The organism is Saccharopolyspora pogona, from assembly GCF_014697215.1.
GTDB lineage: Bacteria > Actinomycetota > Actinomycetes > Mycobacteriales > Pseudonocardiaceae > Saccharopolyspora > Saccharopolyspora hattusasensis.
Window position 1 is genome coordinate 5,505,706 of the sequence record NZ_CP031142.1, and the last position, 23,548, is coordinate 5,529,253.

The window sequence follows — 23,548 nt, forward strand, 5'->3', positions numbered from 1 at the left end:
TGCAGCATCATTGATGCGATGATGAATCAATCAGCCGTGCCGGACGACGCGCCGCAGCTCGCGGCCCATCTCGCCCCGGCGCTCGCCCTGCTGCGGGCGGTCGCCACCGAGGGCCATCTCACACGAGCGGCCGAGTCCCTGGGCGTCCCGCAGCCGACGGTCAGCCGCATGCTGGCGAAGCTGGGAGAGCGACTCGGCACCCCGGTGATCGTGCGGCAGGGTCGCGGCATCCACCTGACCCGCGCCGGCGCCCTGCTCGCGGAGGCCGCCGAAGACGCGATGCGCGGGCTGGAGGCGGGCTGCCGCGCCGTGATCGAAGAGGTCGACCCCGATCGCGGGCACGTCACCTTCGGGTTCCAGCACACGATGGGCAGCACCCTGGTGCCGCCGCTGCTGCGCGGCTTCCGCGACGAGCACTCGCAGGTGCGGTTCGGGCTCGTGCAGGGTCCGCGGGACGCCATGCTCGCGCGGGCCTGGTCGGGCGAGGTCGACCTCTGCCTCATCTCGCCGCTACCGGATCGCGATCCGCGCTGGGAAACCGCACCGCTGTGGGAGGAACCGCTGGTCGCGGTGCTGTTCACGCGGCACCGGCTGGCCCGGCGGAGCAAGCTGCGGCTGGCCGAACTCGCCGGGGACGACTTCGTCGCGACCCGCCCGGGCTACGGCTTGCGGCAGATCTTCGCGGGCCTGGCCGAGCGCGCTGGCTTCGAGCCGCGGCTGGCCTTCGAGAGCGAAGAGGTCGACACGGTGCGGGGCTTGGTCGCCGCCGGGCTCGGCGTGGCGCTGCTGCCGCCGGGCGACAACGGCCCGGCACCGGGCACCGTCGAGGTGCCGCTGGATCCGCCGGCGCACCGCACGATCGGGCTCGCCTGGCCGGCAAGCCGAATTCTGCCCCCAGCGGTCCGCACGTTCCGCGACTTCACCCTGGCCCGGCGCAATTTCAATGGAAATCGAAGATCCGATTTCCATTGAAATTGAAGAAGTTGTCCACAGTCGTCGGCGTGTCGTGGTTCGACACGCCGACGTTCCCGCGATTTCCATTGAAATTGCGCCTCAACTCGCCGGAGTCACTCCGAGAGGTTCGCGGCCAGCTCGACGAGGCTGCGGGCCGCGAAACCGGTCCCGCCCGACACCACCTCGGCGTAGTCCTTGTCGGCCCGGGCAGGGCCCGCGATGTCCAGGTGCGCCCACCGCAGACCACCGGTGAACTCGCGCAGGAACAGCGCAGCGGTGATTCCGCCGGGCCCAGGCGGGGTCTGCCTCACGTCGGCCAGCTGGCCCTTCACGTCCTCGGCGTGGTCCTCCAGCAGCGGCATCCGCCACCAGGCCTCGCCGACCCGCTCCCCGGCCTCGCGGATGCGGTCGGCCAGCTCGTCGTCCGTGGCGAACAGCCCCCCGGTGCGCAGCCCCAGGGCGACCTTCATCGCCCCGGTCAGCGTCGCGACGTCCACCAGCAGGTCGGGTTCGAGCCGGTCCACGGCATAGGCCATCGCGTCGGCGAGCACCATCCGGCCTTCGGCATCGGTGTTGCTGACCTCCGTGGTGGTGCCGCCGTAGTGCCGGACGACGTCGCCGGGCCGGTAGGCGCTGCCGGACACGTGGTTCTCCGCCGACGGCACCAGGCCGGTCACCCGGACCGGCAACCCCAGCCGCGCGATGGTCAGCAGCGCGCTGATCACCGCCGCGCCGCCGGACATGTCGGTGCGCATCAGGTGCATGCCCTCGGCGGGCTTGATCGAGATGCCGCCGGTGTCGAAGGTGATGCCCTTGCCCACCAGCACCAGGTGCGGGCCTCGGGCGTCCTGGGGCCGGTAGGTCAGCTCCAGCAGCCTGGGCGGCCGCGACGAGCCGCCGCCGACCGCGAGGATCCCGCCGAAACCGTTGTCGGCGAGCCACTTCTCGTCGCGCACCGCGGCGGTCAGGTTCTCGACGTCGGCGGCCAGTTCGGCGGCGACCCCGGTGAACCAGGCCGGGTCCTTGATGTTCGAGGGCGCGTTGGCGAGGTCGCGGGCCAGCGCGGTGGCTGCCGCCAGCTCGCGGGTCCGCCGGACCTGCTCGCCCAGCGCAGCCTGGTCGGCACCCTCTGGCGCCACGAGCAAGATCTTCCGCAGGCGCGGCGGCGCCGGTTTGGCGGTTACCCGGAACCGGTATCCGCCCAGCGCCAGCCCCAGCGTCAGCGCCGACACCACGTCGCCGTCGACGTTGTCGGGCAGCCGGATCTGGAGGTAGTCCGCGTCGGAGGCGTCCCCGAAGTCGCCGATCTCGTCCTCGGACTCCGCTGCCTCGCCCAGCCTCTCGCGCAACGCGCGCGCCAGCGCCGCCCCGGCGCTGCGCCACTTCACGGGCTCCCCGGAGCCGACGCCCACGACCCAGCCGACGCCGCCCGCCGACAGCGGAAGCGCGCGGACGTCACCGGCGGCGGCCGTCGCATTGACGGCCTGCAGCACCGCGATGTCCACATCGAACGGTTCGGCCGCGGCGGCCAGGTCCGGCCCCGCCTCACCGTCGAAGACGGGGACCGCGCCGGGCACGCCGTCCTGCCACCGCTGCACGACGTCCACTTCGACCAGTGACGTCGGGATCACGGGCAGTGCCGGGTCCGCGTCGCGGGCCGGCTGGGCGGAACGGAAAACTGAAGCACCGGACACGAGAAGACCTTCCTGCACGGCTCGCCGCGCGCACTCGACTGTCTGTCCTTGAAACGGCGGGGCGGCTTGGGCGGCCCGCAGAACGGGTTCAACGACAGCTCCGAAGCTACCGTTCTCGCAGGCCCGAGCACGATGCGCACCCGGTCCGGGCCGCGGGGGCGGCATGCCGGGTGATCACGGGGCGGTCCAAGGACTTGCCTGTTGCCGACGACGGCCCCGGCGCCACCACGGCACCGGGGCCCGACCGCGGCGAAGAACGCTCGCCACTCGCCGTCGACTTGATTGCGTTGTCGCCTCGGGCGCTGGGTGCACCGGCTCGCGGCGCTTCCCCGATCGCCAGCTGGCGGCCTCAGCCGGTGGCCGACTCCAGGGCGTCGCCCAAGTTCTTGGCCTCCTCGACCGACATCTCGACGACGAGCCGCCCACCACCCTCAAGCGGGACGCGCATCACGATGCCGCGTCCCTCCTTAGTCACCTCGAGGGGACCGTCACCGGTCCGGGGCTTCATGGCCGCCATAGCGTGCTCCCTCCGTGAACTCATCCCCCGCTGATCGCTACAACCAGCTCGGGTCCTCCCCATTCTCCCCTATCCCGAGGCATGGACGAAACCGAGCCGATCAACTCGTGTCGCCCGTGCGCTGGTCGAATGCCCGTGAGGGCTGGCAGACTCACCGCCCGTGCGGGCTGTTTCGGTGCGTTCCGGCACGACCGCCGATGACCCGGCAGCGGCCCCGCGGCGGACCGGGATCGGCGGGCCCTCCGTGGTCGCCGGCCGGTCCCGGTGGCGCTCGATCACAACCCGGACGACCAGCCAGAACACTGTCTACTCGGGACTTCGCGAGATCCGCGGCGTCCACTTTGGAAACATCGAGTAGCGGTCCGGCCGCCCGCCACAACGGACCCAAGGCAAGGAGTGCGAAGTGACCGACGTACTGCTGACCCAGGACACCAATGGTGTGCGCCTGCTCACGCTGAACCGGCCGGAGTCGTTCAACTCGCTCGACGTCGCCCTCAAGCAGGCGCTGATCGCCGCGCTGCGGGAGGCGGCCGCCGACGACTCGGTACGGGCGGTGGTGATCACCGGTGCGGGGAAGGCGTTCTGCGCTGGGCAGGATCTCAAGGAGCACGTCGCGCTGCTGAACTCCGGCGACCCGGCGCCGCTGAACACGGTCGAGGAGCACTACAACCCGATCATCCGGGCCGTGACGAGCATGCCGAAGCCGGTGATCGCCGCGGTCAACGGCACGGCTGCCGGGGCGGGCGCATCGCTGGCCTACGCGTGCGACCTGCGGGTGGCCGCAACGAACGCGAAGTTTCTGATGGCCTTCGCCAACGTCGGGCTGTCCACCGACTCCGGCGCGTCCTGGACGCTGCCGCGGTTGATCGGCTACGGCCGGGCGATGGAGATGCTGCTGCTGGCCGAGCCGGTGGCCGCCGAGGACGCGCTGCGGATCGGCATGGTGAACCGGGTCGTCGACGCCGGCGAAACCGTTGCGGCGGCCACCGAGCTGGCCACCCGGATGGCAGCCGGGCCGACCAGCGCCTACGCCCGCATCAAGGAGGCGATGCTGGCGGCGGCGGCCGAAGGCCTGGCCGAGGCGCTGGCGGTGGAGGCTGGCGCGCAGGCGGAGGCCGGGGCGACGGCCGACCACCGGGAGGCGGTCGCGGCCTTCGTCGAGAAGCGCACCCCTCACTTCACCGGCCGCTGATCCAGCCATTTCCGCAGGCCAGGGCCCGTGAGTACTTTGGGTGGGTTAAAAACTGTTGGCGAAGGTGCTTTGTCTTCGTCTTTGAAGCGGCGCAGCCGCTTAGCCCACTCAAGCAACCGGCACCGCCGCGGGTTCTCAGGGGTATTCTCGCGAGGACAGCCCCGACGTGGTGAATTGGCATTCATGATGTCGGGGATCCCACAGCGAGAAGGCCCCTGAGGTTCCGCCACCCGCACCGCCACGCAAAAAGACCACGGACACTAATTGCAGTCCGCACGCCAGCAGTCGGCCAAGTGGTCGTCGACCATGCCCGTGGCCTGCATCAGCGCATAGCACGTGGTGGGGCCTACGAAGGCGAAGCCGCGGCGCTTGAGCTCCTTCGCCATCGCCGTCGACTCCGGGGTGGTGGCCGGGATGTCACCGACCGTGGCCGGGCGCCGCTCGCGGTGTTCGGGGGCGAACGACCAGAGCAGCTCGTCCAGCGAACGGTCCAGGCGGAGCACCGCGCCGGCGTTGCGGATCGCCGCGTCGATCTTCGCCCGGTTCCGGACGATGCCCGCGTCGGCCAGCAACCGCTGCCGGTCGGCTTCGCCGAAGGCCGCCACCCGCTCCGGGTCGAACCCGGCGAACGCCAGCCGGAACGCCGCCCGCTTGCGCAGGATCGTCAGCCAGGAAAGCCCGGACTGGAACGCCTCCAGGGTGATCCGCTCGAACAGCTCCGGAACGCCCCGCAGCGGGACTCCCCACTCGCGGTCGTGGTACTCGGTGTAGTCCGCGGGCCCCGCTCCCCACGGACAGCGCGCCCGGCCGTCCGCGCCGACGACCGCACCGGACTCAGCCACGCTCCCCACCTCCCGCGTAGTCGCGGCAGAACACCGCGAAGGCGCTCAGCGAACGGCGCATGCCCCAGACGAAGAACGGTCGCACCACCGGCCAGACCAGCGCGCCCCCGAGCGGCAGGGTCAGCCGTTCCCACCACAGGAACTCCGATGCCTCGTTCCCGCAGCGGACCACGTCGAACCCGCCGTCCCCGACGATCAGCTGCCCGTGGTGGCGCACCCGGCAGCTCTCCGGCGGCCGCCATTCAACGATCTCCATCCGGTCCACGACGCCGGCCCCGCGGTACCCGGTCACCGCCACCAGCTGTGCCCCCGGCCCGTCGGGGCCGCCGAGCGCGTGCACCTCGGTGCCCAGCATCCACTCGCCCTGCCGCGCCCAGTCCGTCGCCGCAGCCCACACGACCTCGGGCGGCGCCTCGACCGGCACGCTCAACCGCAGCTCGACCGGGCGCACCGGTCAGTCCTCCGGCTCGTCGGGACGTCCGGCGCGGGCTTCCTGCAGCTGCTCGTCGGCCGCGTCGAGCTGCCGCTCCAGCACCGCGATCCGGCCGTGCAGTTCGTCGAGCTCCCCGGCGAGGCGCTCCAACGCCCAGTCCACCTCCGACGCCTTGTAGCCGCGGAGGACCTGCTGGAAGCGCAGCGCGCGCACGTCGGAGCCCTCGACGTCGGCTGGGGGCAGGCGGGTCGGGGTCGAGCCCGGCGGCAGCGGCGCGAGCTGCTCGCCGCGTCCGAAGACCAGCGAGGCCAGCAGGTAGATCACCGCAGCGACCGCGAGCACCACGAACAGGTAGATGAGCGCACTAGCCACGGTCGTCAATCGTGGCACGGACGGCGAACCGCCGCGGCCACGGTCACGTCTTGGCGGGAGCCGCTTCCAGCACGCCCTCGATGGCGGACGTGAACTCGCGCCACGCGCGGCGCTCGGCGTGCAGCGTCTGCACACCCGTCTGGGTCAAGCGGTAGGTGCGGCGCTGCCGGCCGCCGACGGTGCTCCAGGTGCTCTGCACGTACCCGGCGCGCTCCAATCTGCGCAGCGCCGGATACACGGTCCCGGTGGGGAGATCAAGGGCGCCGCCACTGCGTTCCTGCAGCGCCTCGATGATCGCGTAACCATGCATGGCCCTGCCGTCGAGCGTGGCCAGCAGCAGGGCGTCCAAGTGGCCGCGGAGCGCATCAGCCTTCACAAGTAGCGACTCTACGGTCATTTGCGACCACTGTCACCGGCCTTGCACAAGAGGACCTAAGTCCTTTCGCGATCCGGACCCCCGATGATGTCCATCACACCCCCGGAGAGTGCACCGTTCGGGTGGCGCAAAGCCGAGAACCCGTTGACATCGCCGGGATCCGTCACACTGCGGAGTCGGACGTGCCGGGCCAGTGATCAGGAGTCGTCTGCCGTGCCCAAGGACAGTTCCCAGGCCGCGACCACGGGTTCCTCGCGACTCGACGCCGCGACGACCTTCACTCCGCGGCAGGAGGCTCTCGACCAGCTGCGCTCCTACCTCGTGGTGCTCATCGACGTGATCGAGCAGCACCCGGAGGCGACCTTGGAGCGCGACGAGGCGCAGTGGCGCCTGGAGGAGCTCGTCGAGGAGCTGGCCCGAACGCCCCCGAGCGCGCCGCGGGTCCAGTCCCGGTGGCTGCGCCTGGCACCGGTGCTCAGCGAGGTGCGACCAGACGTGCCGGTAGCGATCCTCACCCAGCTCGTGAAGCAGTCCGTCGGGCACCTCTGACGGTTTCAATTGAAACTGCGGTCAGCACCCGGTGGTGAAAAGTTTCAATCGAAACTGCGCGGGGCTCAGGCCAGGGCTCGCAGGACCCGTTCCGGCGGATGGGTGCCAGCGATGGCCGCGACCATCTCCACCGTTCGGCGGGTTTCCACCACGTGGTGCGCGCGGAAGACCCGGGCGCCGCCCCAGGCCGCGATCGCGGTGGCCGCCAACGTGCCCTCCAGCCGCTCCGTGACCTCCGCGCCCAGGGTCTCGCCGATGAAGTCCTTGTTCGACAACGCCATCAGCACCGGCCAACCGGTCGCCACCAGCTCGCCGACCCGCCGCAGCAGCGCCAGGCCGTGCCAGGTGTTCTTGCCGAAGTCGTGGGTCGGGTCGATCAGCACGCCGTGCGCGGGCACTCCGAGGCGCACCATCCGCTCGGCCCGCTCGACGAGTTCGGCGGTCACCTCGGCGACCACGTCGGCGAAGCGGGGCCGGTACGGATCGGTGCGCGGCGGCAGGCCGCCGGTGTGCGAGCACACGACGCCGACGCCGAACTCGGCGGCCACCTCGGCGAGCTTCGGGTCGGCGCCCGCCCAAGTGTCGTTGAGCAGATCCGCCCCCGCCTCGCACACCTGGCGGGCCACGTCGTGGCGCCAGGTGTCGACGCTGATCACCAGGTTCGGGTGGCGTTCCCGGACCGCGGCGACGAACGGCGCCACCCGCCGGACCTCCTCGCCTGCGTCCACCACCTCGCCCTGGGCCCCGGCGCGGACCCCGCCGATGTCGACGATGTCCGCGCCGTCGGCGACGGCCCGGTCCACGGCGGCGGTGGCCGCGTCAGTCTCGAAGGTGCGACCCCGGTCGAAGAACGAGTCGCGGGTGCGGTTGACGATCGCCATCACCAGCGGTCGGTCCTGGGGCATGTCCTTGTCGCGGAACCGGAGTGGCTGCACAACTGCAGATCCTGGCACGTGGCCAGGACCGAGCGGTATGTGGATCGGATTGCGCAGCGGTGCAGGTAGCGGAACACCAGCGGCCGCCTCGACCCGACTCGTGCATGACCGATACGCGGCATCGGGGCTGTCCTCGCGAGAAGCTCGGGGTGCGGGTGTCCCCGCAAGGCACCGCTGAGAAGCCGCGGCGGCGCAAGTTGCGTACATGGCGAAAGAAGAAGCGGCTAACGCCGCTTGCCTGACGCCCACGAGCAGTTCCGTGCGCCGCGCCGCCCCTGGCTTTGGTCCGGGAGGGTCATGGGGCGCAGGCGTCCAAGGCTTCGTCGACGTTGGTGGCCACCGTGAGCATGTCCAGCGAGTGCTGGGTCGCGAAACCGGTGTCCACCAGGCCGTGCAGCCAGTCCATCAGCCCGCGGTAGTGCCCGTCGGGGTCCAGCAGCACGACCGGCTTGGCGTGCATGCCGATGTAGCGGGCTGTCCAGATCTCGAACAGCTCCTCGCAGGTGCCGATGCCGCCGGGCAGCGCGAGGAACGCCGTCGAATGCGCGTCCATCAGGCCCTTGCGCTCCCGCATCGTGTCCACGACCAGCAGCTCGTCTGCCTCGGTGTCGGCGACCTCGCGGTCCACCAGGGCGCGCGGGATGACACCGACGGTCCGGCCGCCACCGGCCCGCGTCGCCCGGGCAACCTCCCCCATCATCGACACCCGGCCGCCGCCGGAGACCAGCGTCCAGCCGCGCTTGGCGATCTTGGTGCCCACCTCGGCGGCCAGGTCCAGGTGGTGCTGCGGCACCGGGCGCGACGCGCAGTAGACGCAGACCGCTACGTCCACAGTGGCCTCCCCGGCGATTTCCCCCAGTTCGGGTTCAGCGCTGCTCAATGAGTGGCCTCCCACGCCTCGTATGCCTCCTGCACGATGCCGACCGCGTCGTCGATGTCGTCGGTGAGGTGCAGCAGCGCGAGATCCTTGTCGCCGATCTTGCCCGCGCCGTGCATGCTGTCCCGGATCCAGTCGTACAAGCCCTGCCAGTAGGACTTGCCGAACAGCACCACCGGGAACTTCGTGACCTTCTTCGTCTGCACCAGGGTCAGCGACTCGAACAGCTCGTCCATGGTGCCGAAGCCGCCGGGCAGGCAGACGAAGGCTTGCGCGTACTTGATGAACATCGTCTTGCGGACGAAGAAGTAGCGGAAGTTGACGCCGAGGTCCACCCACGGGTTGAGGCCCTGCTCGAACGGCAGCTCGATGCCGAGCCCGATAGACAGCCCGCCGGCCTCCGACGCGCCGCGGTTGACGGCCTCCATCGCCCCCGGTCCGCCGCCGGTGATCACCGCGCAACCGATCCTGGCCAGCGCAGCGCCGAGTTCGACGCCGACGGCGTACTCCGGGTGTTCCCGGGGGGTCCGCGCCGAACCGAACACGGTCACCGCGCGCGGCACCTCGGCGAGCGCGCCGAAGCCCTCCACGAACTCGGACTGGATACGCATCACCCGCCACGGATCGGTGTGCACCCAGTCCGACGGGCCGCGCGAGTCCAGCAACCGCTGGTCGGTGGTGGTCTGATCGCTCAACCTCGCCCGGCGCAGCACCACGGGTCCGCGTTGCTTCTCCTGGGGGCGTTCCGAGCCGTTCGGCTCGCCCCACACGCCTTCGATTGTCATGCGGTCGAGAGTACGCACGGGCGATCGGCGGCCAACGCCTGCCCGTCCCGAGAAATGCCTGTTCACGAGGGATTCACACGAGCGTGCAGCGGCGTACGATACGAAGAAAAGATCTAGTGGCGCCGGCGACGCCGGCCGCGCACACCACGCAGATCCGCCTCGATCTACGCAGGCGCCGGAGCGGGTCGCCGGGCACGACCGGAATCGAGCCCGGGAGCCAGCCATGCTCATCGAACTGCTGATCCTCATCATCGCCCTGGGTGTTATCTACGTAGCCGCCAGCGTCAAGGTCATCAAGCAGTACGAGCGCGGCGTGGTGTTCCGCTTCGGCCGCCTTCAGGAGCTCACCCGCGGACCAGGACTGACGACGATCGTCCCGGTGATGGACCGGATGCGGAAGGTCAACCTGCAGATCGTCACCATGCCGGTGCCGGCCCAGGAGGGCATCACCCGCGACAACGTGACCGTCCGGGTGGACGCGGTCGTGTACTTCAAGGTCGAGGACCCGGCACGCGCGATCGTCAACGTCGAGGACTACCTGTTCGCCGTCGGCCAGGTCGCGCAGACTTCGCTGCGCTCGATCATCGGCAAGAGCGACCTGGACGACCTGCTGTCCAACCGCGAACGGCTCAACCAGGGCCTGGAGCTGATGATCGACAACCCGGCGCTGGGCTGGGGCGTGCACATCGACCGGGTGGAGATCAAGGACGTCTCGCTGCCGGAGTCCATGAAGCGCTCGATCGCCCGCCAGGCCGAAGCGGAACGCGAAAGGCGTTCGCGAGTCATCGCGGCGGACGGCGAATTCCAGGCATCCCGCAGGCTCGCCGACGCGGCGCACGTCATGGCCGACACCCCGGCCGCGCTCCAACTGCGCCTGCTGGAGACGGTCGTCGAAGTGGCCGCGGAGAAGAACTCCACGCTGGTGCTGCCCTTCCCGGTCGAGCTCCTGCAGTTCGTCGACACCGCGAAGCACGTCGGCACCGCGACGAGCGGAGGCGCAGCCCCGAGCAAGGAGCCCGCGGAGCAGCCGGTGGAGCTTACCGACGCGGAGCGGGAGGTGGCGGAGCTGCCCGCAGCGGGCCCGGAGGCAGCGGAGCTGCCGCAGCAACGCGAGGAAACCGACGGCCGGAGCGCGAGCACGGCGAAGCCGGCGGAGCGCTCGGAAAGCGCGGGGAGCGGCGAGGAGTCGATGCTCGGCATCGCCTGATCCCGCGCATTGAGCGGAGTGGGGGCACCCGTGAATTGGTCACGGGCGCCCTCAGCATCACGAGAGGAAGCGGTGGAGGACCTCGGCGCAGTGGCGGATCTCCGCCGTCGCCACGTGCTCCTGCTTGGTGTGGGCCAGGGTCGGCGAGCCCGGGCCGAAGTTCACCGCCGGGAGGCCGCGGGCCGCGAAGCGGGCCACGTCCGTCCAGCCGAGCTTCGCGACCGGCTGCGCGCCGGAGGCCTCGACCAGCTGCGCCGCCGCCGGGGCGGTCAGGCCGGGCAGCGCGCCCGGGGCCCCGTCGACCACCGCGACCTCGAAGCCGTCGAAGACCTCGCGCAGGTGCGCTTCGGCTTCGGCCAGCGACTTGTCCGGGGCGAACCGGTGGTTGACCGACACCACGCACTCGTCCGGCACCACGTTCCCCGCGACACCGCCGTCGATCCGCACCGCCTGCAGGCCTTCCCGGAATTGCAGGCCGTCGATCACCGGGTTGCGCGGCGTGTAGTCGACCAGCCGCTGCAGCACCGGGTGCGCCGCATGGATCGCGTTGACCCCCATCCACGCGCGAGCCGTGTGTGCGCGGGTGCCCGTGGTGCGGACCTCCACCCGCATGGTGCCCTGGCAGCCCGCCTCGATCGCGGCGTTCGACGGCTCGCACACCACCGCGAGGTCGCCGGCCAGCCAGTCCGGCAGCTCCCGCTCGATGCGGTTCAGGCCGTTGCGCTCGGCTTCCACTTCCTCGCAGTCGTAGAACACGAAAGTCAGGTCGTGGCGCGGTTCGGTTAGGGTCGCGGCGAGGTGCAGCATGACCGCGTCGCCGCCCTTCATGTCGACCGTGCCGCAGCCGTGCAGTACCTCGTCGGCACCCGACCCGGTGCGCCGCAGCGGGAGGTTGTCGTTGATCGGCACGGTGTCCAGGTGTCCGGCCAGCACCACCCGCGAGTCCCGGCCGAGGTTCGTCCGCGCCAGCACCGCGTCGCCGTTGCGCACCACTTCGAGGTGCGGCGCTTGGGCGCGCAACGCCTGCTCCACCGCATCGGCGATGGCTTTCTCCCCGCCGGAAACGCTGGGGATGTCCACCAGCTCGGCGGTGAGCTCGACGGGGTCAGCGGTGATATCGAACGACGCAGTCACGCCCCGGAGGCTACCCGGGAGGGCTCCGTTTCCGCTGGTAGCGGCCCGTGAGCGCTTCTGGGCGCTACCGCACCGGGAAGCACTCACGGGACCTGACCAGCAGAAACGGAGTTCGCCGGGAGTCGGGAACGGATGGGAACCGGATCCGCGCAACCACCGTCCAACGCCTGATCATCACGCTAGGCAGCCGCCGCTGGAGGTGGGCATGGATTACACCGCAAATCCCGACGCGCTCAGGGAGGCTGGGGCGAGCGCGAAATCGGCCGGCGAGCAGGCCGGACAGGTCAAGCTCGGACCCCCGACCGAGGACATCGCCGAGGCGATGCCCGGCGGCAAGTCCGAGGGCGCGGCGAAACAGGTCGCGCAGAGCTGGGAGAAGGCGATCAAGTCCTGGAGCGAGGCCGCCATCCAGCACGGCGATTCGCTGAACGCGACCGCCGACGATTACCAGAACACCGACGAGTCCAGCGCGGCCGGCATAGGCCGCCTCGAAGCACCGGCCGGAAGGTAGGCAGCGAGAGGTGTCCTTCGCCGATGTGCGTCGCTGGAAACCGGAGGGCCTCGACGCCGTCCACAACGACCTCGGCAAGCGCCGCGACGACCTGATCAACCTGCAGGACGAGCTGGACGGCGCCAAGAACCCCGAGGGCTGGACCGGAAAAGCCGCCGACGGCTCGGCCAAGCAGCACGAGAAGCTGATGTCGGACATGCGCTCGCTGGTGGCCGAGGTCGCCACCGTGCGGGTCGCGGTCGCCGCGGCGGCCGACGACGTCGCCAGGATCAAGCAGCAGATCCAGCAGGCCGACCACGAGGCACAGGCCAACGGCTTCGAGATCACTGAAGAGGGCGGCGTCAAGGACGTCAAGCCGCCGCAGGACGTGCCGGAAGACCAGCTGGAGCAGGTCAAGCAGCAGCGGATCCAGGTCCGCGACAAGCTGGTCGAGACGATCGAGAAGATCCTCGACGAGGCCGAACGCACCGACGCCGAACTCGCCAAGGCGCTGACCTCGGCGGAGAAGGACGAGATCACGCCCGGCAAGGGCAATTCCCTGGCCGACGCCGCGAACACCGACGACATCAAGGCCCTCGCGGAGTCCGCCGGGAAACCGAAGGACGACTCGCCGAAGGCCGCGGCGGAGTGGTGGAAGTCGCTGTCCGACGAGCAGCGCGCGGCGCTGCGCGAGAACCCGCCCGAATGGCTGGGCAACCGCGACGGCCTCCCCGCGGAGGTCCGCAACGAGGCCAACCGCGGCCGGATCGACGACATGCGCGGCGACCTGCAGGCGGAGAAGGCGCGGCTGGAGCAGGGCGGCGTCTCCGAGGACGAGAAGGAAAAGCTCCAGCAGGTCAACGACAAGCTCAACTCCCTCGACGAGGTCGAGAAGACCATCGCCAAGGAGAACCCGCCGCGCCAGTTGCTGGTGCTCGACAGCAGCGGCGAGCGGATGAAGGCAGCCGTGGCGGTGGGCGATGTGGACACCGCCGACCACGTCTCGGTGTTCACCCCCGGCTACACGACGACGGTCCAGGGCAGCCTCGGCGACTACGACTCGAAGATGCAGGAACTGGTCAAGGAATCGAAGGCCGAACTCAACCGGAACGGCAAGGACGACAGCGTCGCCGCGGTGGCCTGGCTGGGCTACGAGGCCCCGCAGAAGTCCGAGGACACGGACGTTTTCGGCGATTCGGTGGTCAGCTCCAACTCCGCGCAGGAAGGCGGGGAGAAGCTGAACAACTTCTACAAAGGCATCAACGAGTCCCGCGACACCGACCCGCACCTGACCGCGATCGGGCACTCCTACGGCTCCACCACCACCGGCTACGCCCTGCAGGGCGGCGGCCACGGCGTCGATGACGCGATCATCTTCGGCTCCCCCGGCGTCGGCACCAACGACATCGAGGACCTGCACGTCCCGGAGGGGCACGCCTACCGGCTGGAAGCCAAGGACGACCCGGTCGCGGACTTCGCCCGGTTCGGCGGCGACCCGTCCCACATGGATGGGTTCAAGGACCTGTCCACCGAGAAATCGGCCGAGGGCAAGGGCGTCGAGGGCCACAGCGATTACCTGGATCCCGACACCACCAGCCAGCACAACATGGCTTCAGTGGTCGCGGGCTTGCCGGACAACACCGTGGAGGGCAAGACCGACGGCGTCGGCGATGTGATCTCCTACGTGCCGCACCAGGCCCAGGAAGCAGGCTCCGCGGTCTACGACTTCGGCGAGAAGACGGTGTCCGGCGCCAAGGACCTGGGCGCGAAGACGGTATCCGGCATCAAGGACTTCTTCTCATGAGAAAACTCATCCTGTTCGTCCTCTGCGGTCTGCTCGCCACCGGCTGCGCGAGCGGGCCCGAACCGTCCGACGGGGGAAACGTGTCAGACCCACTCAGCATGTTGCGGCAGCGACCATCCATGGAAGAGATCACCTCGCGCTACGAGGAGATGCAGCAGAAGCTGCGGGATCGGCTGTCCGCCGATCTCGGCCTCGCGGCGCCGTGGATCAACAAGGGCGACCCCGGTCAGGCTGCCTGCCAGGGCGAAGAGCTCTCGCACGTCGACGGCGCCGAAGAGCACAGCCTGGACACCTGGGTCTACGAGGGCAACATCCCGGACGGCCAGTGGGACCGGGCTCAGCAGATCGCCATCGACGTCACCAAGGAGTTCGGCTTCAAGGAGCTGGAGATCGTGGTGAACCGGCCTGGTGACCACAAGGTCGAGATGCGGGACGAGTTCGGCGCGAAGCTGCAGTTCGGCACCAAGGTGAACACGATCTTGAGCCTCCGCACCGGCTGTCACCTGCTCCAGTCCGCCAAGGGCTGACGCTGGTAGCGGCCGCCGGCCGTGAGTCCTTCGGGTTGCTGCGGCAGCCCGAAGGACTCACGGCCCGCGTCTCCGCGGCAACCGAGCACTTCGAAAGGCAAGGCCGCTTCATGGTGTCGTTCGCCGACGTTCGGCGTTGGAAAACCGATGCGCTGGAGGGGGTTTCCGCACCCTCGGCAAGCGCCGGGACGAGTTGGGCGGCAGCTACTTCACCCCGGCAGCACCAGCCAATACAACATGAGCGCAGTGGTGGCCGGAGTGCCGGATCGGGCGGTCAAGGACAATGGCCACGACATCGGCGACATGATCTCCGGCATCATCTCCTGAGGCGACCGCCGCCAGCACCGGACCCGACGGGGGAATCGTGGAAGACCCGCGCAGCCTGCTCCGCCAGCGCCCCAGCATCGAGGAGATCAGCGAGCGCTACGAACAGATGCAGCAGCGACTGCTGGACCGCCTCAACACCGAGGTCGGGCCGCTGTCGTGGGCGGTGTCGGACCCGGTCAGCCGGGCCGGCTGCACCGAGTTCCCGGACGTCTTCGACGCGGAGAGCCGGGTACTGGAGTCGTGGCGGGCGCCCGGCAACCTCCCGGACACGGATTGGCCACTGGCCGTGGAGATCGTCCAGGAGATCACCATCGAGTACGGCTTCGGCGAGCCCGAGATCATCGTCAACCGCAGCGGCGACCACGAGATCATCGGCAACGATCAGTTCGGCGCGGTTTACCAGTTCGGCACCGCCGCAAACACGGTGCTGATGATCACCACCGGCTGTCACCTGCTCGCCGCCGCGAAGGGCTGAAAGCCTGTTTCCACTCGTTTTCAGGTAGCGGAACCACAGACGCAGTCTGAGCTCCGCCGATCCCGACTCACGTATGTCCAGGACCACGGGTCTTTCGGCCCTCCCGGTAGGGCCCACCCCTACGGGCCGCCGCCACCTGCGCCGATTACCGTTTCCGGTATGAGTGCACAGTCTCCCGACCCGCAGACCACGGGTGCCCACGGCGTGGGCCTGGCCACCGTGACCGACGACGGCACGGTGCTGGACACCTGGTTCCCCACCGTCAAGCTCGGCGAGCCGGGGCAGTCCGGAACCACGCGGCTGACCGCCGAGCAGGCGGCCGAGTCCCTCGGCGAGGCCGGGGCGGCCCTGCTCGGGCGGGACGAGGCCCGCGGGGTCGAGGTCGTCGCGGTGCGCTGCGAGATCGGTCGGCTCTTCGACGAGCCGGTCGACGCGCACGACATCTACCTGCGCCTGCACCTGCTGTCGCACCGCCTGGTCCGCCCGCACGGGCAGAACCTCGACGGGATGTTCGGCCTGCTTGCCAACGTTGTGTGGACCAACCACGGCCCGTGCCCGGTGGAGGGCTTCGAGGCAACCCGGCTGCGGCTGCGGGCGCGCGGCGCGGTCACCGTCTACAGTGTCGACAAGTTCCCGCGCATGGCCGACTACGTCGTGCCGTCCGGGGTCCGCATCGGCGACGCCGACCGGGTCCGGCTGGGTGCGCACCTCGCCAGCGGCACCACCGTGATGCACGAGGGCTTCGTCAACTTCAACGCCGGCACGCTGGGCGCGTCGATGGTGGAGGGCCGGATCTCGGCCGGGGTCGTCGTCGGCGACGGCTCCGACGTCGGGGGCGGCGGCTCGATCATGGGCACCCTCTCCGGCGGCGGCAAGGAGGTCATCTCCATCGGCGAGCGCTGCCTGATCGGCGCCAACGGCGGCGTGGGCATCTCGCTAGGCGACGACTGCGTCGTGGAAGCGGGCCTGTACATCACGGCGGGCACGAAGGTGACGCTGCCGGACGGCACCATCACCAAGGCCCTGGAGCTGTCCGGCTCGGACGGCCTGCTGTACCGCCGCAACTCCACCACCGGAACGATCGAGGTCACCGCCCGCACCGGCGGCAAGGTGGAGCTTAACGCGGCGCTCCACGCCAACGACTGACCCGAACGGGCTTCCGACGCCGCGAAGGGCCCCTTCGACCGACCTTGGGTTATAGCCGGTCGAAGGGGCCCTTCACCCATAATCCGGGCGGTTTTCACCGGATGGACGAGGCATCGCGCGGGGCGGTCGGTTTTATCATTGGCAATGGCTACCAGCTGGCAGCAACGAGACCTGACGAGCGTCGTCGAACTGCCCGCCGAGCCCTTGGCGGCCGATCGGCGGGCACCCCTCGCCGAGCACATCCGGGCCGGGTTGGACGCCCGCTTGCGCGCCCTGATCGCGCACGATCCGGGCACCAGGCGAGGCGAGGATCCCGAGGAACTGCACCAGATGCGGGTATCGGTGCGCCGGATGCGCGCGATGCTGCTGTCCGGCCGACCGTTCCTCGATCGGGACTGGTCGGAGCCGCTGCGCGCGGAGCTGGGCTGGCTGGGCAAGGCGCTGGGCCCGGTCCGCGATCTCGACGTTCTGCTGGAGCGGCTCCGCGAAGAGAGCGCCGACCTCCCAGCCGACGAGCGCGCCGCGGCGGACCGGCTGATTTCCGGGCTGGAGGCCGAGCACGGCCTCGCGCGGGTCGCGATGCTCAGCGCGCTGGACAGCGACCGGTACCTGGCCTTGCTCCGTTCGGTCGCCGACGCGCTCCGCTCCGGACTGCCGACTCCGGAGTCCGATGTGGACGCAGAGCGCGAGTTGCGCAGGCTGGTGGTCGGCCAGTTCCGCAAACTCCGGAAATCCGTTGCACAGCTACCGGAAGTGCCCGCCGACGACGAGCTGCACGCGCTGCGCATCCGGGGCAAGCGGGTGCGCTACACCGCGGAGCTGGCGCAGCCGGCGTTCGGGAAACCAATGCAGCAGCTGATCAAGGCGGCGCGGCAGTTCCAGGACGTGCTCGGGGAACACCAAGACGCCTGCGTCGCGGAGGAACGCGTCCGCGGGCTGCTCAGCGACCTGGGCGAGGACGTCGACGCCGCGGTCGCCTTCGTGGCGGGGCGCCTGGTCGAGCGCGAACAGACGCGCAAGGCAGCCCGCCGAACCCAGTGGAAGTCGGCTTGGGAAGCCCTGGACACCGCAGCCGCGGCGATCTGACAGCGCTTCCCCCTGCCAAGCGCCCGTGAGTGCTTTTAGGCGCTACAGCACCCAAAAGCACTCACGGTCCTGCGCGACTCAGGTCATTCGCCCAGGCGCTTGGCGACTGCGGCGATGCGCTCATCCGTCGCCGTCAGGGCGATGCGGACGTGGCGGTCGCCCGCCGGACCGTAGAAGGTGCCCGGCGCGACGAGAATTCCCCGCTGCGCCAACCAATCCACCGTCTGCCAAGCATCGTCACCGCGGGTCGCCCACAGGTACAGGCCCGCCTGCGAGTGCTCGATGCGGAACCCCGCCGCCTCCAGCGCGGGCCGCAGCACCGCCCGCCGCGCCGCGTAGAGCTCGCGCTGCGCGCTCACATGCGTGTCGTCGCTCAGCGCCGCGGTGATCGCCTCCTGCACCGGGCGCGGGACGATCATGCCCGCGTGCTTGCGCAGCTCCAGCACGCGCGCCACCAGATCCGGATCGCCGGCGATGAACCCGGCGCGATACCCCGCCAGGTTGGAGGACTTCGACAGCGAATGCACGGCGAGCACGCCGTGGAAGTCGGAGCTCACCGAGGGGTGCAGCACCGACACCGGTTCGGCTTCCCACCCGAGCGCGAGGTAGCACTCGTCGGAGGCCACCACCGCGCCGAGCTCCCGCGCCGCCCGCACCGAGTCGGCGAGCTGCTGCGCGCCCAGCACCCGCCCGGTCGGGTTGGCCGGGGAATTCAGCCACAGCAAAGCGGTTCCGGCCGGGGGCAGCTCACCGGGCGCGAGCCGGACCACCTCGGCGCCGACGATCTTCGCGCCCACCTCGTAGGTCGGGTAGGCCAGGTCCGGGATCGCGACGATGTCACCGGGCCGGATGCCGAGCAGCGTCGGCAGCCAGGCCACCAGCTCCTTCGAGCCGATGGTGGGCATCACCGCGTCCGGCACCAGGCCGGATACGCCGTGGCGCCGGTGCAGCGCGGCGACGGCGGCCTCACGGAGCTCTGGGGTGCCGTGCGTGGCCGGGTAGCCCGGCTGGTCGGCCACCGCCGACAACGCCCGCTGCAGGTTCTCCGGCACCGGGTCGACCGGCGTGCCGACCGAGAGGTTGACGATGCCGTCCGGGTGCGACCGGGCCGTGGCGGTCTGGACCGCCAGCGAGTCCCACGGGAAGTCCGGCAGCCGGGGGCCCCGGGGTCCGGGCGCTGTCGCGCCCGGACCGGTTTCGGAGCTCATTCGCCCTGCGGGGGCAGGCTCTTGATGGGCTCGACGTCCTTGTCGACCTTGCCCACCTTCGCGGCACCGCCCGGCGAGCCCAGCTCGTCGAAGAAGTCCACGTTCGCCTTGGTGTAGGCGGCCCACTCCTCCGGCACGTCGTCCTCGTAGTAGATGGCCTCCACCGGGCAGACCGGTTCGCAGGCACCGCAGTCGACGCACTCATCGGGGTGGATGTAGAGCATCCGCCCGCCCTCGTAGATGCAATCGACAGGGCATTCCTCGATGCATGCCTTGTCGAGCACGTCGACGCAGGGCTCGGCGATCACGTAGGTCACGGTTGCTCTCCTGCTCGAAGCGTTGTACTGCTCGCGCTCAGGAACCTCCTGAGGCGACTGCTGACAGTATCTCTCGTACCCATCCTGGACACGTAACTGGTCCCACAGCGCGGGAGCCGGACCGACTCTACGACCCCGGGTTAACGGCGTAAACCATTGCGCCGTAACCATTGCGCCCCGAGCCGCCCGACCTTGCGCAGAGCCGATCTTTCACCCAGGTAGCCACCCACGACGCCGACGACCGGGACGCTGCCGAGCAACTCGTGGTAGAAGCGGCCCTGCGGTCGCTTGTCGAGTTCCGAATCGATCTCCCACAGCGCACGTGCCATTCGCCACACCGTGCGCGCGACCGCCTTCGGCGTCGCCCGGCCGTGCTCGCGGCGTGAAGCCTCGATGTCGTCGGTGAGTTCCGAGACCCGTTCGTCGTCCTCCGCGTGCCCCGCCGCCAGCTCGGCCGAGAGCTCACGTTCGAGCAGCACCTCGGCGATCAGCTGCACCTTGACGGCCCGGTCGGTCACACCGTGCTCGGCGGCGATGGCGCACAACACCAAGCCCTGCCCGGTGATGCCGAGAGCGTTGCGGATCGGCAGCCGCGAGGTGATCACTCCGCCGAACCGGGGCAGCCCGGCGACCAGCGCGAGGAACCTCCCGACCCGCGATGCCCACCAGTCACAGCGATCCTCGACGGACATCGCATCCCAGGCGGAACTACCGGGCAGCTGCATCCCGTCGAGCCGGCGCAGGACCTTCCGCAGCGCCCCGTCGGACTCCCCCGCCACGAGCTCCTCGGTCCGGCCGCGCAGCCGCAGCGGATCCGACTCGCGCAAGGCATCAAGCACCGGCGCGGTCGCTCGCACGAACGGCCGCAGCACGGCCGCGATCCGCTCGTCGGTCAACACCTCAGTCATCACCGCTCCCGGACCTCACGTCCCGGGGTTCTTCCCCATCACGATTCCGAGCATCAGCGCGCTCGGCAATGCGCCACCGCCGATCAGCAGCAAGGCACGCCAATCGTTGAGCAGCACGATGTCGCCGCCCGGCCCGAAGACTCCGAACACGAACACCGTCGCGAACCACACCAGCAGCGGCGCACCGGCCACCCGGCGCCTCAGCGAGAGCCTCGCGGCCTCGGCCACCAGCAGCGGCGTGGTCACCACCGCCAGCGCGGCCGTGATCGGGAACTGCACGGAGCCGATGTACGACGGGAGGAACAGCAGCTCGATCAGGGCCAGCAGGACGGCATCGAGCAGCAGGAAGCCGAGCAGCACGCGGTCACCTGCGGTCAACGGTCGCCCACCGGCTCGGTTCCGCTCACCCCAAGCCCGCCGAACACATCCGTCTGGCAGCCCTGCGGATCACCCGTCGCCAACACGTAGTGCTCGGTCGTCACGATCGGCTGCGCGACGCCGTTGGACAGCGCGTAGGCCGCGACGCCTTCGCCGTTGTGCCACTGGTCCAGCCACACCTTGACCTGGGTGCCGTGCGCGCGCAGGGCGCTGATCTTGGCCGGCAGGTGCTCGGACACGTCGACGACCGTGGTGATGGACTCGTCGTCGACGCTGGCCAGCTCGTGCGGCTGGGGCAGCTCGAACGGCAGGTCCTCGGCCTGCGCCAACGCGGCGAGCCCCTTCGCGACCACGTCTCGGGACGGAACCGCGTAGAACACCCGCTGCACGTCGGAGACCTTCGCAGCCGCCGCGACCGTCACCTCGTGGGCCCGGATGTGGTCCGGGTGGCCGTAGCCGCCGTCGGCCGCGTAGCTGACGACCACCTGCGGTTTCACCTCGCGCAGCACGGCTTCCAGCGCATCGGTCTGCTCCTGCAGGTCACCGGTGGCGAAGGCCCGCGGATGCGCGTTCGGCAGCGCGCCCGCCTGGCCCGGCTGCTCCCAGCGCATCCCGGAGTCGCGCCAGCGCCCCACGCCGCCGAGGAACCGGTGGTCGGCCACGCGCAGCGCGGCGCAGGCCGAGCGCAGCTCGCCGACCCGGTAACCGCCGAGCTGGTCGGCCTGGTCCGAGGCCAAGCCCCGCAGGCTCTCGGGGATGACCTCGCCTTCCTCGCCGAGGGTGCAGGTCACCACCACCACCTGCACGCCGCGGGCGGCGTAGCGGGCGATCGTCCCGCCGGTCCAGAGGGTTTCGTCGTCTGGGTGCGCGTGTACCAGCAGCAACCTCGGTGGGGCCGTCAGCGTCACCGGACCAGATTAATCTGCGGCGCACACCACACAGCGCACGGTAGCGGCATTACCCCGAATGTCCGTATCGATACGCCGCGAACAGCCCACCGGGTCACGTCACCCACGGCGGAACCGATACGCCCGTAAGCCGAAGACAGCGGCGTCTCCGCAGTTCGCAGGCCGCGAGTCCGCCGAGTAGCCGCGCGATCCCATCACGGACGGTGAAAGGCGCCCTGCAGGGCCGGGCGGCGGCGATTTCCCGCGAAACCGCCGCCGCCCGGCAACCCGCCCCGTGCGGGTTAATAACCGTCGCTGTCGGCGTGCGTCCCGACCCATCGGGCAGCGGTGGAGAACGGCCCGGCCAAACCGTTGCCCGCCTCGACGCCGGTGACTTCCCGGCGCAGCGCCATCACCTGGGCCTGCTGGTACAGCGGCAGCGCCACCGCGTCGCGCCACAGCACAGGCTCGACGGCCGCCGACGCCTCGGAGAACGGCACCTGACCGGTCAACGCCGCGTCGATCGTCGGCTGCAGCAGCTGGTCGCAGAATCCGGCGTCGTTGTACGGAAACGGCTTCTCGCTGTCCTTTGCCACGCCCGGGCAGCCGTACGAAGACGCCAACATCACCGCCGGGTCACCCCCGGCCGGACGCGGCGCGATGGCCATGTCCACCGAGCCCGACCCGCCGGACTCGCCGGACTGCGGATTGGCCGACAGCATCTCGCCGAACAGCTGATCACCGGTCGGCGTCACCACGGTCGCCTGGATCCCCTGGTCCCGCAGCTGCCGCGCGGCCGCCTCGGCGATCCGCATGTAGGACTCGTGCTCGAACGGCGCCGCGAGGACCAGGTTCAACGGCCGCCCGTCCCGCAGCCACTCTCCGCCGCTGCGGTGGTATCCGGCCTCGTTGAGCAGCCGCTCGACCTGCGCGGGGTCCGGCCGGTTCGGCAGCCCCGGTTCGGTCGGCGTGTAGCCGCGCTCGGACGGCGCGAGCACCTGGGCGTGCGCCTGGAGCTGCTCCGCAGGCCCGCCACCGGTGCCGGCCTCGATCAACGCGGGACGGTCGAGCGCGGCGAGGACCGCTCGGCGCACCTTGACGTCCGCCAGCGCCCGGCTGTCGTGCCGCAGCAACACCTCCATGGTGGCCGGGCGGGGCACGGTGATCAGTTGCACCGCGTCGCCGAGGTCCTGCAGCGCCTGCATGGTGCCCCGGTCCGCGCCGAACACCGCCAGGTGGCTGTCGCCGCTGCGCAGCGCCTCGACCTGGCGGGCCCTGTCGATCGCGCGCAGCACGATCCGGTCCGACTGCGCGGGCGGGCCCCAGTACCGGTCGTTGCGCTCCAGGATGATCTCGCCGCGGTCGAGGTCGATCTGCCGGATCGCGAACGGCCCACCGGAGGCCGGGTAGCCGTCGTCGAGCACCGTCGCCCAACCGCGCGGCGCGTCCCGGAGCAGGTGCGCGGGCAGTAGGTTGTTGAAGAGCGTCTGCCAGCCGGGGAACGACTTGGCGAAGGTGACGTCGACGGTCTTGCCGCCCTGCCGTGACGCCACGTCGTCGATCAACTGGTAACCGGCCGGATCGGCCACCCCGGGCTGGGAGCGCAGCTGTTCCCACAGGTAGACGAAGTCCTCGGCGGCGATCGGTGCGCCGTCGGACCAGTTGGCCTCGCGCCGGATCCGGTAGCGCACGGTGAACTTCTCCGCGTCCGGCACCACCTCGGCCGATTCCATCAGCGTGCCGTCCAGCTGCAGGTTGCCGTCCGGCGCTGGGCGGAAAACCGACGGCAGCATCAGGCTGGCCAGCGCCGAACTCGTCGACGACAGGTCGGCGAGCGTGTGCGGGTTGAACCCGCCTTCGAGCTCGTCGACACCGACGACGACCTCCACCGGCATCGGCTGCGTCGGCGGAGCGCTGTTCGTCGGCGACTGCGTCGGGGGTTGCGGTGGCACCAGCGGCGGCGGGGGCGCGTTCGTGCAGGCAGCCACCACGCTGACGGTTGTCACCAACAGGCAGACAGCGGCCAGTGGGCGGCGTCGACCCAAGGACACGCCGAACCTCCCCTCACGTCTGCTCCCCCCGAACACCCCGGCCCACCCGGGGCGGCTCGCACGTGCGGAAGACGCGC

General features: G+C 70.4%; 26 protein-coding genes. 10 read left to right on the forward strand and 16 right to left on the reverse strand.

Annotation, left to right across the window (positions count from 1 at the left end):
• The first annotated feature begins 18 nt into the window (after positions 1 to 18).
• A complete protein-coding gene (locus DL519_RS25430) occupies positions 19 to 972 on the forward strand; it encodes a LysR family transcriptional regulator (RefSeq protein WP_190818496.1) in 954 nt (317 codons plus the stop codon).
• Between the two features lie 95 nt (positions 973 to 1,067).
• Here DL519_RS25430 and DL519_RS25435 read toward each other — a convergent pair whose 3' ends face one another.
• Both DL519_RS25435 and DL519_RS25440 read right to left on the reverse strand, forming a co-directional pair.
• Positions 1,068 to 2,648, reverse strand: coding sequence for a leucyl aminopeptidase (locus tag DL519_RS25435; protein ID WP_223839540.1), 1,581 nt, complete (start codon positions 2,646 to 2,648; stop codon positions 1,068 to 1,070).
• Positions 2,649 to 2,997: 349 nt separating this feature from the next.
• A complete protein-coding gene (locus DL519_RS25440) occupies positions 2,998 to 3,165 on the reverse strand; it encodes a DUF3117 domain-containing protein (protein WP_009949794.1) in 168 nt (55 codons plus the stop codon).
• A gap of 403 nt (positions 3,166 to 3,568) precedes the next feature.
• Between DL519_RS25440 and DL519_RS25445 the strand changes: the two genes are divergently transcribed.
• Positions 3,569 to 4,357: an enoyl-CoA hydratase-related protein gene (locus DL519_RS25445; RefSeq protein ID WP_168586694.1), complete on the forward strand. Its 789-nt coding sequence runs from the start codon at positions 3,569 to 3,571 to the stop codon at positions 4,355 to 4,357.
• 260 nt (positions 4,358 to 4,617) lie between these two features.
• On the opposite strand, the gene DL519_RS25450 is transcribed toward DL519_RS25445, so the two are convergent.
• From DL519_RS25450 to DL519_RS25465, 4 genes are read right to left on the reverse strand one after another with little or no spacing between them, the layout of a single operon-like run.
• Positions 4,618 to 5,199 carry a DNA-3-methyladenine glycosylase I gene (locus tag DL519_RS25450; RefSeq protein WP_190818497.1) on the reverse strand — a complete coding sequence of 194 codons (582 nt, stop codon included), beginning with the start codon at positions 5,197 to 5,199 and terminating at the stop codon, positions 4,618 to 4,620.
• Positions 5,192 to 5,650, reverse strand: coding sequence for an SRPBCC family protein (locus tag DL519_RS25455; protein ID WP_190818498.1), 459 nt, complete (start codon positions 5,648 to 5,650; stop codon positions 5,192 to 5,194). Before DL519_RS25455 ends, DL519_RS25450 begins: the two co-directional genes overlap by 8 nt.
• A 3-nt stretch (positions 5,651 to 5,653) precedes the next feature.
• Complete coding sequence (locus tag DL519_RS25460; RefSeq protein WP_010694133.1) at positions 5,654 to 6,004, reverse strand: DivIVA domain-containing protein; 351 nt, start codon at positions 6,002 to 6,004, stop codon at positions 5,654 to 5,656.
• A 43-nt stretch (positions 6,005 to 6,047) separates the two neighbouring features.
• Positions 6,048 to 6,380 carry a PadR family transcriptional regulator gene (locus tag DL519_RS25465; protein ID WP_190824217.1) on the reverse strand — a complete coding sequence of 111 codons (333 nt, stop codon included), beginning with the start codon at positions 6,378 to 6,380 and terminating at the stop codon, positions 6,048 to 6,050.
• Positions 6,381 to 6,593: 213 nt separating this feature from the next.
• Here DL519_RS25465 and DL519_RS25470 point away from each other — a divergent pair, with 213 nt between their 5' ends.
• Positions 6,594 to 6,929, forward strand: coding sequence for a hypothetical protein (locus DL519_RS25470; RefSeq protein WP_190818499.1), 336 nt, complete (start codon positions 6,594 to 6,596; stop codon positions 6,927 to 6,929).
• A gap of 65 nt (positions 6,930 to 6,994) precedes the next feature.
• On the opposite strand, the gene folP is transcribed toward DL519_RS25470, so the two are convergent.
• From folP to DL519_RS25485, 3 genes are all read right to left on the reverse strand, one after another.
• Complete coding sequence (folP, locus tag DL519_RS25475; protein WP_397545072.1) at positions 6,995 to 7,834, reverse strand: dihydropteroate synthase; 840 nt, start codon at positions 7,832 to 7,834, stop codon at positions 6,995 to 6,997.
• 325 nt (positions 7,835 to 8,159) lie between these two features.
• Positions 8,160 to 8,744: an LOG family protein gene (locus DL519_RS25480; RefSeq protein ID WP_190818502.1), complete on the reverse strand. Its 585-nt coding sequence runs from the start codon at positions 8,742 to 8,744 to the stop codon at positions 8,160 to 8,162.
• The gene (locus DL519_RS25485) at positions 8,741 to 9,526 is read right to left on the reverse strand and encodes an LOG family protein (protein WP_190824218.1); all 786 of its coding nucleotides are present in this window, start codon (positions 9,524 to 9,526) and stop codon (positions 8,741 to 8,743) included. The genes DL519_RS25480 and DL519_RS25485 overlap by 4 nt, the downstream gene beginning before the upstream one ends.
• Before the next feature lie 223 nt (positions 9,527 to 9,749).
• On the opposite strand from DL519_RS25485, the gene DL519_RS25490 reads away from it, so the two are divergent.
• Complete coding sequence (locus DL519_RS25490) at positions 9,750 to 10,733, forward strand: slipin family protein (protein ID WP_190818504.1); 984 nt, start codon at positions 9,750 to 9,752, stop codon at positions 10,731 to 10,733.
• A gap of 57 nt (positions 10,734 to 10,790) precedes the next feature.
• On the opposite strand, the gene dapE is transcribed toward DL519_RS25490, so the two are convergent.
• Positions 10,791 to 11,867, reverse strand: a complete 1,077-nt coding sequence (gene dapE, locus DL519_RS25495; RefSeq protein WP_190818506.1) for a succinyl-diaminopimelate desuccinylase — start codon at positions 11,865 to 11,867, stop codon at positions 10,791 to 10,793.
• Between the two features lie 205 nt (positions 11,868 to 12,072).
• Here dapE and DL519_RS25500 point away from each other — a divergent pair, with 205 nt between their 5' ends.
• From DL519_RS25500 to DL519_RS25525, 6 genes are all read left to right on the forward strand, one after another.
• On the forward strand, positions 12,073 to 12,378 hold the full coding sequence (locus DL519_RS25500; RefSeq protein WP_190818508.1) for a hypothetical protein: 306 nt from the start codon (positions 12,073 to 12,075) through the stop codon (positions 12,376 to 12,378).
• A 10-nt stretch (positions 12,379 to 12,388) separates the two neighbouring features.
• Positions 12,389 to 14,161 (forward strand): alpha/beta hydrolase, encoded by a 1,773-nt coding sequence (locus tag DL519_RS25505; protein WP_190818510.1) that lies wholly within the window; start codon positions 12,389 to 12,391, stop codon positions 14,159 to 14,161.
• Positions 14,158 to 14,688, forward strand: a complete 531-nt coding sequence (locus DL519_RS25510; RefSeq protein WP_190818512.1) for an LppA family lipoprotein — start codon at positions 14,158 to 14,160, stop codon at positions 14,686 to 14,688. The genes DL519_RS25505 and DL519_RS25510 overlap by 4 nt, the downstream gene beginning before the upstream one ends.
• A gap of 364 nt (positions 14,689 to 15,052) precedes the next feature.
• On the forward strand, positions 15,053 to 15,490 hold the full coding sequence (locus tag DL519_RS25515; protein ID WP_190818514.1) for an LppA family lipoprotein: 438 nt from the start codon (positions 15,053 to 15,055) through the stop codon (positions 15,488 to 15,490).
• A gap of 159 nt (positions 15,491 to 15,649) precedes the next feature.
• Positions 15,650 to 16,636: a 2,3,4,5-tetrahydropyridine-2,6-dicarboxylate N-succinyltransferase gene (dapD, locus tag DL519_RS25520; RefSeq protein ID WP_190818516.1), complete on the forward strand. Its 987-nt coding sequence runs from the start codon at positions 15,650 to 15,652 to the stop codon at positions 16,634 to 16,636.
• Between the two features lie 144 nt (positions 16,637 to 16,780).
• The gene (locus tag DL519_RS25525) at positions 16,781 to 17,722 is read left to right on the forward strand and encodes a CHAD domain-containing protein (protein ID WP_190818518.1); all 942 of its coding nucleotides are present in this window, start codon (positions 16,781 to 16,783) and stop codon (positions 17,720 to 17,722) included.
• An 83-nt stretch (positions 17,723 to 17,805) separates the two neighbouring features.
• Here the strand turns inward: DL519_RS25525 and dapC are convergent, their stop codons facing one another.
• The 6 genes from dapC to DL519_RS25555 all read right to left on the reverse strand — a co-directional run bounded on the left by dapC (position 17,806) and on the right by DL519_RS25555 (position 23,471).
• Positions 17,806 to 18,930, reverse strand: coding sequence for a succinyldiaminopimelate transaminase (gene dapC / locus DL519_RS25530; RefSeq protein ID WP_190818520.1), 1,125 nt, complete (start codon positions 18,928 to 18,930; stop codon positions 17,806 to 17,808).
• Entirely contained in the window at positions 18,927 to 19,247 is a 321-nt protein-coding gene (fdxA, locus tag DL519_RS25535) for a ferredoxin (protein WP_010694171.1), read from the reverse strand. Before fdxA ends, dapC begins: the two co-directional genes overlap by 4 nt.
• A 140-nt stretch (positions 19,248 to 19,387) precedes the next feature.
• The gene (locus tag DL519_RS25540; RefSeq protein ID WP_190818522.1) at positions 19,388 to 20,155 is read right to left on the reverse strand and encodes a hypothetical protein; all 768 of its coding nucleotides are present in this window, start codon (positions 20,153 to 20,155) and stop codon (positions 19,388 to 19,390) included.
• A gap of 15 nt (positions 20,156 to 20,170) precedes the next feature.
• A complete protein-coding gene (locus tag DL519_RS25545) occupies positions 20,171 to 20,533 on the reverse strand; it encodes a hypothetical protein (protein WP_190818524.1) in 363 nt (120 codons plus the stop codon).
• Positions 20,530 to 21,441: an N-acetyl-1-D-myo-inositol-2-amino-2-deoxy-alpha-D-glucopyranoside deacetylase gene (gene mshB / locus DL519_RS25550; protein WP_190818526.1), complete on the reverse strand. Its 912-nt coding sequence runs from the start codon at positions 21,439 to 21,441 to the stop codon at positions 20,530 to 20,532. The genes DL519_RS25545 and mshB overlap by 4 nt, the downstream gene beginning before the upstream one ends.
• A 281-nt stretch (positions 21,442 to 21,722) precedes the next feature.
• Complete coding sequence (locus DL519_RS25555; protein WP_223839542.1) at positions 21,723 to 23,471, reverse strand: ABC transporter family substrate-binding protein; 1,749 nt, start codon at positions 23,469 to 23,471, stop codon at positions 21,723 to 21,725.
• Between the last annotated feature and the right edge of the window lie 77 nt (positions 23,472 to 23,548).